Raw genomic sequence first — 16,295 nt, forward strand, 5'->3', positions numbered from 1 at the left:
CGCCCGAGTCCGACCACGGCCTCGGCCACATGGAAGGAAGCACATGACCGATCACCAGGACCACCCCCCGATCCCCACCCCGGGAAGTGCCCAGGGCCTGGACCGCAAGGTTGAGGGCGGGTGCCCGGTCGCACATGACAGCGTGACCTCACACGGCAGCGAGAGCGAGAACCCGGCGATCGACTCGCCGGAGCCCAAGGGACACCGGCCCCGCACCGTCGCGGACTGGTGGCCGAACCAGCTCGACCTCTCCGTGCTCCACGCCCACAACCAGGCGGGCAACCCGCTCGGCCCCTCGTTCAGCTACCGCGAAGAGTTCCAGAAGCTCGACGTGGAGGCACTCAAGCAGGACATCACCCAGGTCCTGACCACGTCCCAGGACTGGTGGCCTGCGGACTTCGGCCACTACGGCGGCCTTATGATCCGGCTGAGCTGGCACGCCGCCGGCACCTACCGCGTCCATGACGGCCGCGGCGGGGCAGGTGACGGCAGCCAGCGGTTCGCCCCGCTCAACAGCTGGCCGGACAACGCCAACCTGGACAAGGCCCGGCGCCTGCTGTGGCCGGTCAAGCAGAAGTACGGCCAGAAGCTCTCGTGGGCGGACCTGCTGGTGCTGGCGGGCAATGTGGCCCTCGAATCGATGGGCTTCAAGACGTTCGGCTTCGCCTTCGGCCGCGAGGACGTGTGGGAGCCCGAGGAGATTTTCTGGGGGCCCGAAGACACGTGGCTCGGCGACGAACGCTATATCGGCGAAGGCCAGATGGCCGAAGATGTGGGCTCCACCGAGATGGGCCTGATCTACGTGAACCCCGAGGGGCCCATGGGCAACCCGGACCCCAAGCTCGCAGCCGCGTACATCCGCGAAACCTTCAAGCGGATGGCGATGAACGACGAGGAGACCTTCGCACTGATCGCCGGCGGCCACACGTTCGGCAAGACCCACGGTGCCGGCGACGCCGACGCCCATGTTGGTCCCGAGCCGGAGGGCGCAGACCTCGAGACGCAGGGCCTGGGCTGGCTCAGCACCTACGGCAGCGGCAAGGGGCCGGACACGATCACGTCCGGCCTGGAGGTCACCTGGACCGACCGGCCAACCCAGTGGAGCAGCCGCTTCCTCGAGATCCTGTTCGAATACGAGTGGGAGCTGGTCAAGAGCCCCGCGGGCGCCCACCAGTGGGTTGCCAAGGATGCACCGGAGATCATCCCGGACGCCTACGACCCGCAGAAGAAGCACCGGCCCACGATGCTCACCACCGACCTGTCGCTGCGCTTCGACCCGGTCTATGCCGAAATCGGCCAGCGCTTCCTGAAGAACCCGGATGAGTTCCAGCTCGCCTTCGCCAAGGCCTGGTACAAGCTGCTGCACCGCGACATGGGTCCGGTGGGCCCGCACATGCTGGGGCCGTGGGTTCCCGAGCCGCAACTGTGGCAGGACCCGGTTCCGGCCGTGGACCATGAGCTGATCGGCCAGCAGGACATCGACGCGCTCAAGGCGCAGCTCCTGGACTCGGGGCTGTCCGTCGCACAGCTGGTGCGCACCGCCTGGGCGTCGGCATCCACCTACCGCAAGACGGACAGGCGCGGCGGCGCCAACGGCGCGCGGATCCGGCTGGAGCCGCAGCGCGGCTGGGAGGTCAACGAGCCCGACCAGCTGGGCACTGCCCTGCAGGCGATCGAGAGGGTCCAGCAGCAGTTCAACTCCGGCCAGGCCGGGGGCAAGAAGGTCTCGCTGGCGGACCTGATCGTCCTTGGCGGGTGCGCTGCGGTGGAGAAGGCCGCCAGCGACGCCGGGTTCCCCGTTACTGTGCCGTTCCACCCGGGCCGCACTGACGCCTCCCAGAACCAGACCGACGTCGACTCCTTCCAGTACCTGCAGCCGCGGGCGGACGGCTTCCGCAATTACGTCCGGCCCGGCGAGAAGCTCCAGCCGGAGACCCTTCTGCTGGACAAGGCGTACCTGCTGGGACTCTCTGCACCGGAGATGACGGTGCTCGTGGGCGGCATGCGCGCCCTCGGTGCCAACCTCGGCGATTCCCTGCACGGCGTCCTGACCACCCGGCCGCAGGTCCTGACGAACGACTTCTTCGTCAACCTGCTCTCCCCCGGCACCAAGTGGAAGGCGTCCGAGGAGGAGGAAAACGTCTACGAGATCAGCGACGTCACCACCGGGGAAGTGAAGTGGACCGCCACGCCCGTGGACCTGGTGTTCGGCTCCAACTCGCAGCTGCGGGCACTGTCCGAGGTGTACGCGAGCGAGGACGGCAAGGAGAAGTTCGTGAACGACTTCGTGGCCGCATGGACAAAGGTCATGGAGGCCGACCGCTTCGACCTGCGGTAACGGACCACCTCAAGGGCCGGCTGCTTTTGCAGCCGGCCCTTTCTCTTGCCCTCCCCTTGACTCGCCTCACCCTCCTTCCCTACACTTTTCATAAAGCAGAATCTAAATTCCACAAAGCGGAAACGGTTAACGAGCCGGTGACGCAGGGGAAGATAGATCAAAGCCCTCCCCGGAAGGACCTACGATGACGTACACAGTGAACTGCTCCATCCTGCTGACGGAGCTGCCCCTGCTTGAGCGGCCGGCCGCAGCCAAGGCAGCAGGCTTCGACGCCGTCGAGTTCTGGTGGCCGTTCGAATCCTCCGTTCCGGCGGACGCCGAGATCACCCGGTTCGAGAACGCCATCAAGGACGCCGGGGTGCAGCTCACGGGCCTGAACTTCAACGCTGGCAACATGCCCGGCGGCGACCGCGGCCTGGTGTCCTGGAAGGGCCGCGAGTCCGAGTTCAAGGACAACATCGACGTCGTGGCCGGCATCGGTGAGCGCCTGGGCTGCAAGGCCTTCAACGCCCTCTACGGCAACCGGCAGGACGACGCCACCCCCGAAGAGCAGGACGAACTGGCCGCCAAAAACCTCGCCGCAGCAGCCGAAGGCGTGGCCCGCATCGGCGGCACCGTCCTCCTCGAACCGGTCAGCGGCGCCCCCAGGTATCCGCTCCTCACCGCCGAGGACGCCCTGCAGGTCATTGCCCGCGTCAAGGCGGAATCCGGCGCCGGCAACATCAAGCTCCTCGCCGATTTCTACCACCTCGCAGTCAACGGCGACGACGTCGAATCCGTCATCGAGAACCACGCCAAGGACTTCGGCCACATCCAGATCGCCGACAACCCCGGCCGCGGCGCCCCCGGCACGGGAACCCTTCCGCTCGGCGAATGGATCGCCCGCAGCCGCGAACTCGGCTATGAGGGCTACATCGGCCTCGAGTACAAGGAACCGCAGGAAACGGCCTTCAGCTGGGCCATCCGCCAGCGCGTTAGCCAGTAACCGGTGATTGAGCCTGTCGAAATCCGGTTTCGACAGGCTCAACCACCAGCCCCACAAAGACTTCAGGAAAGAGAACCATCATGAGCAACGTTGCAGTTATCGGACTCGGAATCATGGGCCTGCCCATGGCCATCAACCTGGTCAAGGCCGGCCACACCGTCACCGGCTTCAACCGCAGCCAGGACAAGATCGACAAGCTCGTCTCCGAAGGCGGCAAGGGCGCCTCAAGCATCGCCGACGCCGTCAAGGACGCCGACGTCGTCATCACCATGGTGCCGGATTCCCCCGACGTCGAAGGCGTCGTCACCGGCAAGGACGGCGTCTTCGCCAACGCCAAGCAGGGAACCCTGTGGATCGACGCGTCTAGCATCCGCCCCGACGTCGCCAAGCGCCTCTCCGACGAAGCCCGCGAAGCCGGCATCCGCCCCCTCGACGCCCCGGTCTCCGGCGGCGAACAGGGCGCCATCGACGCCGTCCTCTCCATCATGGTCGGCGGCGACAAGGCAGACTTCGACGCCGCCCAGGACGTCCTGAACGCCGTCGGCAAGACCATCGTCCACGTCGGCCCCTCCGGCTCAGGCCAGACCGTCAAGGCAGCCAACCAGCTCATCGTCGCCGTCAATATCGAGGTCCTCGGCGAGGCCATCGCGTTCCTCGAAGCCTACGGCGTGGACACCGATGCAGCCCTCAAGGTCCTTGGCGGCGGCCTGGCCGGCTCCAAGGTCCTGGACCAGAAGGGCCAGAAGATGCTGGACCGCAACTTCGACCCCGGCTTCCGCCTCGCCCTGCACCACAAGGACCTCGGCATCGTCACCTCCGCCGCCCGCGAAGCCAACGTGGCCGTCCCCCTCGGCGCCGTCGTCGCCCAGCTCGTCGCCGCCACCGTCAACCAGGGCGACGGCGCACTGGACCACTCCGGCCTCTTCAAGCAGGTCCTCCAGCTCTCCGGCAGGAAATAGGACAGGCCGCAGCTAAGCGGTGATTGAGCCTGTCGAAATCCAGGTTTCGACAGGCTCAACCACCGGCCCCATCACAGGCTTTTAGGCCCCACAATCGCCGGGCCTTCCTTCAGCACACCCAAAAACAGACTTTCAAGCTTTCAAGGAGCACCCCATGAGCAAGATGCGTACCGTTGATGCAGCGGTTGCCATCCTGGAAAAGGAAGGCGCCATCGAGGCGTTCGGCCTGCCAGGCGCTGCAATCAACCCCTTCTACTCGGCCATGCGCGCCCACGGCGGCATCCGCCACACCCTGGCCCGCCACGTTGAGGGCGCCAGCCACATGGCGGACGGCTTCAGCCGCGCCAAGGACGGCAACATCGGCATCTGCATCGGCACGTCCGGCCCCGCCGGCACGGACATGATCACCGGCCTCTACGCCGCTTGGGCCGATTCCATCCCCATGCTCTGCATCACCGGCCAGGCGCCGGTGGCCAAGCTGCACAAGGAAGACTTCCAGGCCGTGGACATCGAGTCCATCGCCAAGCCCGTCACCAAGATGGCCATGACCATCCTGGAGCCCGGCCAGGTTCCCGGCGCTTTCCAGAAGGCCTTCCAGCTGATGCGCTCCGGCCGCCCCGGTCCCGTCCTGCTGGACCTGCCCATCGACGTGCAGCTGGCCGAGATCGAATTCGACATCGACACCTACGAGCCCCTGCCCGTTGAGAAGCCCAAGGCCTCGCGCAAGCAGCTGGAAAAAGCCCTGGACATGCTCACCAGCGCCAAGCACCCGCTGATCGTTGCCGGCGGCGGCATCATCAACGCCGGCGCCTCCGCCCAGCTGGTGGAACTGGCCGAGACCCTGAACGTTCCGGTCATCCCCACCCTGATGGGCTGGGGCACCATCCCGGACGACCACCAGCTCATGGCCGGCATGGTGGGCCTGCAGACCTCGCACCGCTACGGCAACGAAAACTACCTGCAGAGCGACTTCGTGATCGGCATCGGCAACCGCTGGGCCAACCGCCACACCGGCGGCCTGGAGACCTACACCGCGGGCCGGAAGTTCGTGCACATCGACATCGAGCCCACGCAGATCGGCCGCGTGTTCTCCCCGGACCTGGGCATCGCGTCCGACGCCGGTGCGGCGCTGGCAGGGCTGGTTGAGCTCGCCAAGGAGCGCAAGGCGGCCGGGTCCCTGCCGGACTACAGCGCCTGGGTTGCCGAGTGCCAGGACCGCAAGGCCTCCCTGCACCGCAAGACCCACTTCGAGAACATCCCCATCAAGCCGCAGCGCGTGTACGAGGAGATGAACAAGTCCTTCGGCCGCGACACCACCTACGTGTCCACCATCGGCCTGTCCCAGATCGCCGGCGCCCAGATGCTGCACGTGTTCGGCCCGCGCAAGTGGATCAACGCCGGCCAGGCAGGCCCGCTGGGCTGGACCGCCCCCGCCGCGCTCGGCGTCGCGCGTTCCAACCCGGACGAGACCGTGGTTGCCCTCTCCGGCGACTACGACTTCCAGTTCATGATCGAGGAACTGGCCGTGGGCGCGCAGTTCAACCTCCCGTACATCCACGTGGTGGTGAACAACTCCTACCTGGGCCTGATCCGCCAGTCCCAGCGCGGCTTCAACATGGAGCAGAACGTGTCCCTGGCGTTCGAGAACATCAACAGCTCGCACCTGTCCGAGGACACCCGCGGCTACGGCGTGGACCACCTGAAGGTGGCAGAGGGCCTGGGCTGCAAGGCCGTGCGCGTGGAGGACCCCAACGACCTCGCCGCCGCCTTCGACAAGGCCAAGGCACTGATGGGCGAGTTCCAGGTTCCCGTGGTGGTGGAAGTGATCCTGGAAAAGGTCACCAACATCTCCATGGGCGTGGAAATCAATGCCGTGAACGAGTTCGAGGAACTGGCAGAGTCCCCCGCGGACGCCCCCACCGCCATCCTGGCGCTGCAGGCCTAAACCATGCGCATCGTCATTGCCCCGGACAAGTTCAAGGGATCCCTCTCCGCTCCGGAAGTCTGCGCGCACCTGGAAAAGGGCCTGCAGCGGGGTGCGGGCGGCAACCTTGACGTGGTCCGGATTCCGGTGGCCGACGGCGGCGAGGGCACCCTCGATGCCGCCGTCGGCTCCGGCTTCACCCGCCGCACCGCCACGGTGGCCGGGCCGCTCGGCCAGCCGGTGGAAGCGGACTTCGCGGTCCGGGACCACGAGGCCGTCATTGAGATGGCCACCGCCTCCGGGCTGGCCCTGGTTCCCCAGGTGGCGCGCGGCGGCCGGCCGGACTCCGCTTCCGCCCTGGCCGCCACCAGCCTGGGCACCGGCCAGCTGATCCGCGCCGCCCTGGACGCCGGCTGCCGCCGCATGGTGTTGGGGGTGGGCGGCAGCGCCAATACCGACGGCGGCGCGGGGCTCCTGCAGGGGCTCGGCGCCAGGTTCCTGGACAGCAGGAACAACGAGCTGCCGCCGGGCGGTGCTGCGCTGGCCAACCTGCACAGCATCGACTTCACCCACTTTGAGCCCCGGCTGGTGGACACACGCTTTGTGCTGGCATCCGACGTCGACAATCCCCTGCTGGGCGCCTCCGGCGCCGCGGCGATTTTCGGCCCGCAGAAGGGTGCCACACAGCAAGACGTCGACGTGCTCGACGCCGCCCTGGCCAGGTTTGTCGAAGTCCTGGCCAGGGAAATCGGATTCCGCGCGGTCAAGGCCGCCGAAGCCCCCGGCGCGGGGGCAGCCGGCGGAGTGGGCTATGCAGCCATCGCCGCGCTGGCCGCCTCCCGCCGGCCCGGCATCGACGTGGTCCTCGAATTCACCGGCCTCGCCGAACGCCTGGCTGGCGCGGACCTGGTCATCACCGGCGAAGGCAGCCTGGACGAGCAAAGCCTGCTGGGCAAGACGCCCATGGGCGTGGCCCGCGCTGCCGCCGCCCGCGGCATTCCCGTGGTTGCCGTCTGCGGCCGGACCACACTGGAAGACGGCCAGGCGGCCGCCGCCGGGTTCGGCGAGGTTTACGCTTTGACCGGGCTCGAAAGCGATGTAAACAGGTGCATAGCAGAGGCAGCGCCGCTTCTGGAGCAGCTGGGCACCCAGATCAGCGGAAAACTGGCAGCCGGAGGGTTTGCCGGCACCGCACGTACCAAGGAGGACCTCCGTGTCTGAAGAACGTTTTGACCTCGTCATCCGTGGCCAGCGCATCCTGACCACCGCCGGGATCGCCCCGCGTGAAGTGGGCGTCCGCGGCGGAAAGATCGTGGCCATCGAGCCGCTCGGAAACGGCCTGGCCGGCGCCGAGGTGGTTGAACTCGCCGACGACGAGACCCTGCTCCCGGGGCTGGTGGACACCCACGTCCACGTCAACGAGCCCGGCCGCACCGAGTGGGAAGGCTTCGCCTCCGCCACGCGTGCAGCAGCGGCCGGCGGCGTGACCACCATCATCGACATGCCGCTGAACTCCGTCCCGCCCACCACCACCGTGGAGAACCTCAAGCTCAAGCGCGAGGTGGCCGAGGACCAGGCGTTCATCGACGTCGGGTTCTGGGGCGGCGCGATTCCTGGGAACAAGGCGGACCTGCGCCCCCTGCACGACGACGGCGTCTTCGGCTTCAAATGCTTCCTCCTGCACTCCGGCGTGGACGAGTTCCCCCACCTGGACGCGGACGAGATGGAGGAGGACATGGCCGAGCTGAAGTCCTTCGACTCGCTTATGATCGTCCACGCCGAGGACTCGCACGCGATCGACCGGGCCCCGCACCCCGGCGGCGACCACTACGAGACGTTCCTTGCCTCCCGGCCCCGCGGCGCCGAGAACAAGGCCATCGCCGAGGTCATCGAGCGGGCACGCTGGACCGGTGCGCGGGCGCACATCCTGCACCTCTCGTCGTCGGACGCGCTGCCCATGATCGCCTCGGCAAAGCGCGACGGCGTGAAGCTCACCGTGGAGACCTGCCCGCACTACCTCACGCTGATGGCTGAGGAAATCCCGGACGGCGCCACGGCCTACAAGTGCTGCCCTCCCATCCGCGAGGCTTCCAACCGCGAGCTGCTCTGGCAGGGCCTGCTGGACGGCACCATCGACTGCATTGTCTCGGACCACTCCCCCTCCACCCTGGACCTGAAGGACCTGGAAAACGGCGACTTCGCCGTGGCCTGGGGCGGCGTCTCCTCGCTGCAGCTGGGCCTGTCCCTGATCTGGAGCGAGGCCCGGCACCGCGGCATCCCGCTGGAGCAGGTGGTGTCCTGGATGGCTGAGAAGCCCGCCAGCCTGGCCCGCCTCACCAACAAGGGCCAGCTGGCGCTCGGCTACGACGCCGACTTCGCCGTCTTCGCCCCGGACGAGGCGTTCGTGGTGGACGTGTCCAAGCTCAAGCACAAGAACCCCATCACCCCCTACGACGGCAAGACCCTCTCCGGCGTGGTCCGCAAGACCTTCCTGCGCGGCGCCGTGGTGGACGGCCAGACCCCCACGGGCAAGCTGATCCGCCGCGGCGGAGTGTAAGGACACGCCATGGCAGTGGAAGTCCACCATCCGCGGACGGCCCACCGTCCGCGGACGGGTTTCCCGCCGCGAACAGTCCAGCCCAAAGCTGCCGCCCGCGGACTGGCCGTGTGGGTGGTCCCGGAGGAGGGAACCGATCCCGAACTCCTGGCCCGCGCTGCCCAACTGGTCCTTGCCAGGGCCCTGCAGACTGCTCCGGAGGCGGAAGTCCATTGGCCTGCTGCCGGAGCTCCCAAAACGGTGCCGTCGCCGTCCCCCTCGGAGGACTCCCCGCAGGGGGACGACGGCGGCGCCCCTTCCCTCCCGCCGTCGGCCGGTCCCGTCAGCCGCATGGCCGTGGACCTGGCCGCCGACACCGTCCTGCTGGATGGCAAGCCGGTGCCGCTCACCGGCGTCGAATTCAAGGTGCTGCGGTACCTGGTGACGCACCTGTCCCGGACCGTTAGCCGCGAGGAACTGCAGGAGTTCCTGGACTCGTTCGAGACGCCCGGAGCCTCAGCCCGGTCCATCGATGTCTACGTGGGCAGGATCCGCCGGAAACTCGGAAATGCACGCCACGCTGTTGCCACCGTCCGGGGCGGCGGATACCAGTTCGTGCCGGGCCAGTGCGCCACTGTGCGCGGCCCGGCGGAATACTGCATATGACGCCGGAGTTGTACCTCTGAGCGGGAAGCCGCTTCACTTGTTGTTTGGCCATTATTGACCGACCCTTCCAAAGGAACACCATGAGCCCCACCCTGACCACCAAGCTGCAGCCCGGAACCGAGGCCCCTGAATTCACCCTCAGGGACGCCCAGGGCCGCGAAACTGCCTTGGCCGACTACCGTGGCAAGAACGTCATTGTGTACTTCTACCCGAAGGCGGCCACCCCCGGCTGCACCACCGAGGCCTGCGACTTCCGCGACAGCCTGGCCTCCCTGCAGGGGAAGGGCTACGAAGTCATCGGCATCTCCCCCGACGCCCCCGAGGCCCTGGCGGGCTTCAGCGGCGACTTCTCCCTGACCTTCCCGCTGCTCTCCGACGAGGACCACGCGGTCGCCCTGGCCTACGGCGCCTGGGGCGAGAAGCTGGTCAACGGCGAAATCGTTGAGGGCATCGTCCGGTCCACCGTGGTGGTGGACCCCGACGGCAACGTGGTCCTGGCCCAGTACCAGGTCCAGGCCGACGGACACGTCGCGGCACTCAAGGAAGCCCTGGGCATCTAGGACCCTCTCTCCCTTCCTGCGCCTTTCCAGCCAACGCTCCCGCAGTCTTGGCGCGTTTCCAGCCGATGCTCCCGCATTTTCCGTGCGGGAGCATCGGCCGTTAACGGGACCACTTCGGCATCGTTGCCGTGTTGTCCGGCGCGGTGTCAGGATGGCGTCATGGCGATTGAGGTCCGTCCCGCAACCACTTTCGAGGACGTCCGGGCGCTGGTGGGGCCCAAGCGGCCGGACGCCAACGTCTGCTGGTGCCTGAGCTACCGCATCCCCTCCAAACTGAACCAGTCGCTGCAGGGAACGGAGCGCGGCGAGCTGGTGAAAAAGCTGGTGGGACAGGATCCGCCGCCGGGCGTGCTGGCGTACGACGGCGGCGAGCCGGTGGGGTGGGCAGCGGTCCACCCGCGCGCCGACACCAGTTTCGCCGGGAACAGGAAGATCCCGCACGTGGACAGCCTGGACGTGTGGTCGGTGTGGTGCATCCGCGTGCGGCCGGGCCACCGTGGCAAGGGCATTTCGCATGCCCTCCTGGCAGGTGCGGTGGACTTCGCCCGATCCTACGGGGCACCCGCCGTCGAGGGCTACCCGGTGGACAACGCCGGCGCCAAGGTTGACCTCACCATGGCGTACGTCGGCACCCGCAAACTCTTCGAGGACGCCGGCTTCACCAAGGCAGCGGACACCCAGTCGGTGCTGAACGGATTCCCGCGGGTGCTGATGCGGCTGGAGATAGGCACCCCATAACCCCTTAGCCGCTTAAGGATCCGCCCACGTCACGGATTGTTTACCTGCCGTTTCTTTCGCAGTACGGCGTTCTCGTAATTCCGCGTTGCCTGCCGCGGTTTGGATATTGGTGTTCTCGAAAATCCCCCACATCATCCGAGAAGGACACCATGCGTTATCCCACCCTGCCCGTCCTGGGCATCCTGAGTGCCGGCGCCCTTATTGCACTGACCGGCTGCCAGGCCCCCGCCGCCGAACAAGCCAGCGCCGTCAACGCACCCATTACCATCGCCACTATCCCCCTGGGCGACGACCCCACCCAGGAGAACCCGATCGAGGCATTCGCGGAACTCCTCGAAGCCGAAACAGGACGCGAGGTGGAGGTCACCGACGTCCCCGACTACCTCAGCGTCGTGGAAGCGATCCGCGGTGACCACGTGGACATCGGCATCATGAGCGGCTTCCCGTCAGCTCTGGCCGTGAACACCGGCGAGGTGGACTCCCTGATGGCATGGGCCGGCAGCGAGGACCCCGTCTCCACCTGCGTGGTGCTGGACGGGTCACCCGTGCAGAAGCTGGAGGACCTGCGCGGAAAAACCGTCGCCTTCGCAGACCAGGCCTCCAGCTCGGGCTACTTCATGCCGGTCTACATGCTGCACGAGGCCGGGCTGACCAAGGGCGAGGACTACCAGGCAATCTTCGCCGGCGGCCACGAAGGCAGGTTCGCGGCCCTCAAGCAGGGCCAGGTGGACGCCGCCTGCACCGCCATCATGCTCACCGAACTCGGAGCACCCATGTTCCCCTTCGCGGACGGCGAGTGGCGCGGCATCGGGCAGAGCCCGGCCATGGACGTCATGGGAAGCGTCCTGTCCCGGCAGTCACTCGACGGCGAGACGCGGGCGCTTCTGAAGGTAGCACTGCCCAAGGTGTTCTCGGAGCCGAACGCGGAGGCACTCGGCGCCCTCGGAAAGGGCTTCATCGGCCTCGAGGAGATCATGGACCCCCAGCCGGAGATCTATAAGTCCTTCGCCGACATCGCCGCGGTTGCCGACGTGAAGCTTGAGGACCTGGGCTGATGACCGCCCCCGCTTCCACTGACGCCGTACCGACCACCGGCCAGTTGCGGCAGGCGCTTCCCCTGGTCTCGGTCCGGAACCTGGAGGTCGCCTACACGGGCAAACCCGTGCTGGCCGGGGTGGACCTGGACGTCCGGCCGGGCGAGATGGTGGCCCTTCTTGGCGCCTCAGGCTCGGGCAAGTCGACCCTGATGAAGAGCCTCACCGGCTTCGCACCCATCACCGCGGGCACCGCCCGTGTTGCGGGCTACGACGTCACCAACCTCAGGCGGGGAGACCTCCGGAAGCTGCGCTCCGACGTCGGGCAGGTCTTCCAGCAGTTCAACCTCATCCCCCGCCTCAGCGTGCTCACCAACGTCCTCACGGGTGCCCTGCATGAGGCCGGCCCGATCAACCTCGCCGGCGGCTTCGGAAGCGAGCACCGCCGGCAGGCCATGGAGTACCTGGACCGGGTGGGCATCGCACACAAGGCCAAGGACCCTGCGCGTTCCCTCAGCGGGGGCCAGCAGCAGCGTGTCGCCATCGCCCGGGCACTGATGCAGCAGCCCCGCGTCATCTTCGCCGATGAGCCGGTCGCCTCCCTGGACCCCAAACTCGCCGGCTCGGTGCTGGAGCTGCTCAGGGAAATCGCCAGGGAGGACGGCATCCCCGTCCTTGTGAGCCTGCATGTCCTGCCACTCGCGCTGCGGCACTGCGACCGCATCGTAGGGCTGCGGCAAGGCAAGATCATCGTCTCCGCACCTGCCGCCCAACTCGATGCCCAACAGCTCTCCGTGCTCTATGACGAGGAAGGACAGCCCGGTGACCACCACTGAACACACCCCTGCCACAGGATCCGCCGGTACGGCAGCACCAGGCATGCCCGGGCAGCTTGACCCGGCAGAGCGGCTCCGCCTGGAACGGGCCTTCTCGATCCCCCGCGCCCGGTTCCTCGCCGGCATTCCGGTTGCGCTCGTCCTGCTGGCCTGGTCATTCCAGGGCGCAGAGTTCAACTTCGCCAAGCTCGGGGAAGGAACAGCGAACATGGGCGAATTCCTCACCCGGCTCTTCCCGCCCGACTTCGGCAAGTTCGGCACCATCGTCACGCTGCTGGTGGAGACACTGCAGATGGCGATCGTGGGAACCGTACTTGGCACGGTCCTGTCCCTGCTGGTCGCGTTCACGGCCGCATCCAACATTTCCCCGCGCTGGCTCTACTTCCCCGCCCGCTGGGTCATGAACATCATCCGCTCAGTGCCCGACTTGGTGTTCGCGCTCATGTTCGTCTCCGCCGTCGGCCTGGGACCGTTCGCCGGAATCCTCGCCATGACACTTGGCTCCCTCGGCTCGATTGGCAAAATCTTCGCCGAGGCCATGGAGTCCGTTGACCGCGGTCCCGTCACCGCCATGGAAGCGGTCGGGGCCTCCAAACGGCAGGTCATCCAGTACGGCATTGTCCCGCAGGCCGCGCCGCTGCTTGTTTCGTACACGCTGCTCCTCTTCGAGGGCAACGTGCGCGGCGCAACCATCCTGGGCCTGGTGGGCGCGGGCGGTATCGGCCTGGAACTCACCACCGCCATGCGCATGTACGACTACGGCCACCTCAGCGCCATCATCATCTGCATCATCGTGCTGGTCACGGTGATCGACCAGGGCAGCGCCCTCATCAGAAGGAGAATCACATGACAGCAACAATTACCGATATCGAGCTCAGCGCTCCGGTCAACCTCCGGGACCTCGGCGGCATCCCGGTCGAAGGGGGCCTCCTGCGAAACGGCCTCGCCCTGCGCGCCGATGACCTCTCCGTCATCACGGACGAGGACGCCCGGATCCTGGTTGAGGGCGGGCTGGCGGCGGTCATCGACCTGCGCACCAAGGACGAGGCAGCCCTCACGGGCCGCGGGCCGCTGGCCGGCTACCCGGTTGCGTACCACCACCTCCCCCTCATGGAAAGCATCAGCGCCGGAATGCCCGACGGCGACGCACCGGTCATCGAGCACGTGGCCATGGGCATGATGTACGCACGCATGGTGGAGGCTGCTGCACCCCAGCTCGCCAGTGCCCTGGGCATCATTGCGCTCGCCCCCGGGACCACGGCCTTCCACTGCGCAGCGGGCAGGGACCGGACCGGCGTCCTTGCCGCAATGCTGCTGCTGGCGCTCGGCGCAACGGATGACGACATCGTGGCCGACTACGCCCGGACGCACGGCAACATGGCGGCGGTCATGCAGCGCATGAAACCCACCATGGGCGCGCTGATGGCCCGCCTCGGCTTCGACCTGGACGCCATGGCCGTGACCTTCCCGGATGAGCCGATGGACATCTCCATGCACACCATGCTCGCCCGGCTGCGGGAACGCCACGGCGATGCACTGGCACCGCTGCGCGCCGCCGGGCTGGGTGCGGACACCATCGCCCGCCTGCGCCACCGTGCCCTGGCATGACCACTCTTGCCCCTGAGACGGCAGCCCCGGCGCGCACCCCGCGCCGGGGCCCCGGCCGTCCCCGGAACGAGGACATCGACGCGCAGGTCCTCGCCGCCGTCCTGGAACTCATCGACGACAAGGAAGAAGTCACCGCCGCCCGCATCGTGTCCCGCAGCGGGGTGAGCCGCGCGGCACTGTACCGGCGGTGGCCGTCACTGACCACCTTGGTGGCGGCAGCACTCGACGTCGGCCGCTACGTTCCGCCGCCCATTCCCACGGACGGGAACCTTCGGGATGCCATTATGGAGGCGATCCTGGGAACCCCGCTGGAGGGCGACAACGCAGGTTACCCCGAGGAAAGGTTCCGCCAAAGGATCCGGCTGGCCATGGCCGACCGCACCCTGCAAAAGGCCTACTGGGCTTCGCATGTCTCACGCCGCCGGGCGCCCATCGTGGACGCCCTCCGCGCCGGCATCGAACGTGGTGGCTTCCGTGCCGGCCTGGACCCGGAAGCCTGTTTCGACCTCATCGCCGGTGTCTTCTACTACCAGTTGGTGGTGCGCGGCGAGCGGATGGACGAGCCCCAGACGATGGAACGCTGCCGGGCCGCCGTCGACGTAGCCTGGCGGGGCATGGCCGCCGAGCAATAACGCGCCCGTAACGCAGCACTTCCTAGCATCGGGACGTCAGGATCAACGGAGCGTGCGCAAGGGCAGGAACAACCATGGAATCGGCCGCTGAAGAACTCGTCCACCGCCTCGGGAACACCTTCGCCTGCGCCACCGAGGGACGCGGGCACGCGACCCCCGGCGGGCGTCCGCCCAGCGAAATAGTGGTTGATGCAACGGAGGGCTTCGTTCCCTTGTGGCATCCGGGCACCATCCTGAAGTGGCGGTTCCAGGAGCGGTCCTTCGCACTCGCCCCCAACGCGGAACAAAGCAAGAGCGTGGTCAGAGAACTGATGGGCGAATGCCTGCTCCGCTGGGGCACCGCCGCTCCGATCCGGTTCACCCGGGACGACGATCTGTGGGACTTCGAGATCGTGCTGCGGAACGCCCCGGACTGCACGCCCGCAGGCTGCGTCCTGGCCAGTGCGTTCTTTCCCGACGGCGGCCGGCACCAGCTGACCATCTACCCCACCATGTTCCAGCAGTCCCGCGAGGAACAGGTTGAGACGATGATCCACGAGTTCGGCCACGTCTTCGGCCTGCGGCACTTCTTCGCCAATATCCGGGAAACCGCCTGGCCCTCGGAGGTCTTTGGAACGCACGAACCGTTCACCATCATGAACTACGGGGCCAACAGCAAGCTCACTGACGCGGACCTGGGTGATCTGAAGGAGCTGTACCGGCTGGCGTGGAGCGGCCATCTGGCCAGCATCAACGGCACGCCGATCCGCCTGGTTCACCCCTACAGCTTCACGGGGTCAGTTTGATTGGCCATTGCCAGGGAGACGGGCGCCTAGGGTTTTTTCCACCATTTCCGGGACCAGTCCCGCTCCATGGCCCAGAGCGCCAAGAGCAGCGCATCCACGGTCATGAGTCCGGCGATAAGGTACGCCCAACCGGCCATCCAACCCACTGCAATCTCCTGACTGTCTCCCCCAGCCACTCGATTGCTCCTAAGTGTGACACCTAAACCGCTGCGGCGGAACGCCCCAAATCCACAGACCTGAAAAGTGCCTCCAGCCTGTTGTGCGCCTCGGTCTCCAGCTTCAGCCGGCGCGTCAGCTTCTCCACCTGGTCGGACATCGCGGCGCCCACCGGCAGCCTGTCGCCGGGCCAGCTCGAGACTTCCCGCGACTCCGCAAGGGCTGCCGCGAGCGCCTTCGCCGCGGCTCGAACTTTCCGCGAGTGGACGTAGACACGGAGCAGCGCCCTGGCTTTATCGAGGCCCGTCCGGACCAGTCCCGGCGGGACCTCCACGTCAGCTGCCGGCCCGGGCGCGGCAACGGCAGGCACAGCAACAGCAGGCCCGGCGGGCGCCGGCGCCCGGTAGGTGATCTTCATTTTCCCCATGGCTGCTCCCGCCTTCCCGCAAGCCGTCCAGCTTCCGGTGGGCCGCCGTCGACCGTTCTCCTGCCCGGAAGATCTGTCACTTCGAGTGTCCCGAACCATGCTCAACATCCG

Annotated in this window: 15 protein-coding genes and 1 pseudogene; 15 read left to right on the forward strand and 1 reads right to left on the reverse strand. The window is 67.3% G+C overall.

Annotated elements, in window-relative coordinates; translation table 11 throughout:
* The first annotated feature begins 43 nt into the window (after positions 1–43).
* The 15 genes and pseudogenes from katG (at position 44) to ACJJV6_RS05885 (ending at position 15,601) form a co-directional block, all read left to right on the forward strand.
* The gene (gene katG, locus ACJJV6_RS05815; RefSeq protein ID WP_407710130.1) at positions 44–2,338 is read left to right on the forward strand and encodes a catalase/peroxidase HPI; all 2,295 of its coding nucleotides are present in this window, start codon (positions 44–46) and stop codon (positions 2,336–2,338) included.
* 184 nt (positions 2,339–2,522) lie between these two features.
* Positions 2,523–3,323, forward strand: a complete 801-nt coding sequence (locus tag ACJJV6_RS05820; RefSeq protein ID WP_407710131.1) for a hydroxypyruvate isomerase family protein — start codon at positions 2,523–2,525, stop codon at positions 3,321–3,323.
* Positions 3,324–3,367: 44 nt separating this feature from the next.
* Positions 3,368–4,282: pseudogene (locus tag ACJJV6_RS05825) on the forward strand (2-hydroxy-3-oxopropionate reductase); the annotation flags it as partial.
* A 154-nt stretch (positions 4,283–4,436) separates the two neighbouring features.
* Positions 4,437–6,227, forward strand: a complete 1,791-nt coding sequence (gene gcl / locus ACJJV6_RS05830) for a glyoxylate carboligase (RefSeq protein WP_407710132.1) — start codon at positions 4,437–4,439, stop codon at positions 6,225–6,227.
* Positions 6,228–6,230: 3 nt separating this feature from the next.
* Positions 6,231–7,427 carry a glycerate kinase gene (locus ACJJV6_RS05835; RefSeq protein ID WP_009358444.1) on the forward strand — a complete coding sequence of 399 codons (1,197 nt, stop codon included), beginning with the start codon at positions 6,231–6,233 and terminating at the stop codon, positions 7,425–7,427.
* Positions 7,420–8,763, forward strand: coding sequence for an allantoinase AllB (gene allB, locus ACJJV6_RS05840; protein ID WP_407710133.1), 1,344 nt, complete (start codon positions 7,420–7,422; stop codon positions 8,761–8,763). The genes ACJJV6_RS05835 and allB overlap by 8 nt, the downstream gene beginning before the upstream one ends.
* A gap of 9 nt (positions 8,764–8,772) precedes the next feature.
* Positions 8,773–9,408 (forward strand): winged helix-turn-helix domain-containing protein, encoded by a 636-nt coding sequence (locus tag ACJJV6_RS05845; protein WP_407710134.1) that lies wholly within the window; start codon positions 8,773–8,775, stop codon positions 9,406–9,408.
* An 80-nt stretch (positions 9,409–9,488) separates the two neighbouring features.
* Positions 9,489–9,968: a thioredoxin-dependent thiol peroxidase gene (gene bcp, locus ACJJV6_RS05850; RefSeq protein WP_009358441.1), complete on the forward strand. Its 480-nt coding sequence runs from the start codon at positions 9,489–9,491 to the stop codon at positions 9,966–9,968.
* 159 nt (positions 9,969–10,127) lie between these two features.
* Entirely contained in the window at positions 10,128–10,706 is a 579-nt protein-coding gene (locus tag ACJJV6_RS05855) for a GNAT family N-acetyltransferase (RefSeq protein WP_009358440.1), read from the forward strand.
* A 149-nt stretch (positions 10,707–10,855) separates the two neighbouring features.
* Positions 10,856–11,761 (forward strand): phosphate/phosphite/phosphonate ABC transporter substrate-binding protein, encoded by a 906-nt coding sequence (gene phnD / locus ACJJV6_RS05860; protein ID WP_407710135.1) that lies wholly within the window; start codon positions 10,856–10,858, stop codon positions 11,759–11,761.
* Positions 11,761–12,576, forward strand: coding sequence for a phosphonate ABC transporter ATP-binding protein (gene phnC, locus ACJJV6_RS05865; RefSeq protein WP_407710136.1), 816 nt, complete (start codon positions 11,761–11,763; stop codon positions 12,574–12,576). Before phnD ends, phnC begins: the two co-directional genes overlap by 1 nt.
* Positions 12,563–13,426, forward strand: a complete 864-nt coding sequence (gene phnE, locus ACJJV6_RS05870) for a phosphonate ABC transporter, permease protein PhnE (RefSeq protein ID WP_407710137.1) — start codon at positions 12,563–12,565, stop codon at positions 13,424–13,426. Before phnC ends, phnE begins: the two co-directional genes overlap by 14 nt.
* On the forward strand, positions 13,423–14,184 hold the full coding sequence (locus ACJJV6_RS05875; protein WP_407710138.1) for a tyrosine-protein phosphatase: 762 nt from the start codon (positions 13,423–13,425) through the stop codon (positions 14,182–14,184). The genes phnE and ACJJV6_RS05875 overlap by 4 nt, the downstream gene beginning before the upstream one ends.
* On the forward strand, positions 14,181–14,816 hold the full coding sequence (locus ACJJV6_RS05880) for a TetR/AcrR family transcriptional regulator (protein WP_009358433.1): 636 nt from the start codon (positions 14,181–14,183) through the stop codon (positions 14,814–14,816). The genes ACJJV6_RS05875 and ACJJV6_RS05880 overlap by 4 nt, the downstream gene beginning before the upstream one ends.
* Positions 14,817–14,890: 74 nt before the next feature.
* On the forward strand, positions 14,891–15,601 hold the full coding sequence (locus ACJJV6_RS05885; protein ID WP_009358432.1) for a peptidase M10: 711 nt from the start codon (positions 14,891–14,893) through the stop codon (positions 15,599–15,601).
* A gap of 199 nt (positions 15,602–15,800) precedes the next feature.
* Here the strand turns inward: ACJJV6_RS05885 and ACJJV6_RS05890 are convergent, their stop codons facing one another.
* On the reverse strand, positions 15,801–16,184 hold the full coding sequence (locus tag ACJJV6_RS05890) for a hypothetical protein (protein WP_009358430.1): 384 nt from the start codon (positions 16,182–16,184) through the stop codon (positions 15,801–15,803).
* Between the last annotated feature and the right edge of the window lie 111 nt (positions 16,185–16,295).

The sequence above is a fragment of the Arthrobacter nitrophenolicus genome (assembly GCF_045833485.1).
Taxonomy (GTDB): domain Bacteria; phylum Actinomycetota; class Actinomycetes; order Actinomycetales; family Micrococcaceae; genus Arthrobacter; species Arthrobacter nitrophenolicus.

Bases quoted from the DNA above. Each gene is read 5' to 3' on its own strand.
- katG (WP_407710130.1), top strand. From the start codon at position 44: ATGACCGATCACCAGGACCACCCCCCGATCCCCACCCCGGGAAGTGCC.
- ACJJV6_RS05820 (WP_407710131.1), top strand. From the start codon at position 2,523: ATGACGTACACAGTGAACTGCTCCATCCTGCTGACGGAGCTGCCCCTG.
- gcl (WP_407710132.1), top strand. From the start codon at position 4,437: ATGAGCAAGATGCGTACCGTTGATGCAGCGGTTGCCATCCTGGAAAAG.
- ACJJV6_RS05835 (WP_009358444.1), top strand. From the start codon at position 6,231: ATGCGCATCGTCATTGCCCCGGACAAGTTCAAGGGATCCCTCTCCGCT.
- ACJJV6_RS05845 (WP_407710134.1), top strand. From the start codon at position 8,773: ATGGCAGTGGAAGTCCACCATCCGCGGACGGCCCACCGTCCGCGGACG.
- bcp (WP_009358441.1), top strand. From the start codon at position 9,489: ATGAGCCCCACCCTGACCACCAAGCTGCAGCCCGGAACCGAGGCCCCT.
- ACJJV6_RS05855 (WP_009358440.1), top strand. From the start codon at position 10,128: ATGGCGATTGAGGTCCGTCCCGCAACCACTTTCGAGGACGTCCGGGCG.
- phnD (WP_407710135.1), top strand. From the start codon at position 10,856: ATGCGTTATCCCACCCTGCCCGTCCTGGGCATCCTGAGTGCCGGCGCC.
- phnC (WP_407710136.1), top strand. From the start codon at position 11,761: ATGACCGCCCCCGCTTCCACTGACGCCGTACCGACCACCGGCCAGTTG.
- ACJJV6_RS05875 (WP_407710138.1), top strand. From the start codon at position 13,423: ATGACAGCAACAATTACCGATATCGAGCTCAGCGCTCCGGTCAACCTC.
- ACJJV6_RS05880 (WP_009358433.1), top strand. From the start codon at position 14,181: ATGACCACTCTTGCCCCTGAGACGGCAGCCCCGGCGCGCACCCCGCGC.
- ACJJV6_RS05885 (WP_009358432.1), top strand. From the start codon at position 14,891: ATGGAATCGGCCGCTGAAGAACTCGTCCACCGCCTCGGGAACACCTTC.
- ACJJV6_RS05890 (WP_009358430.1), bottom strand. From the start codon at position 16,184: ATGGGGAAAATGAAGATCACCTACCGGGCGCCGGCGCCCGCCGGGCCT.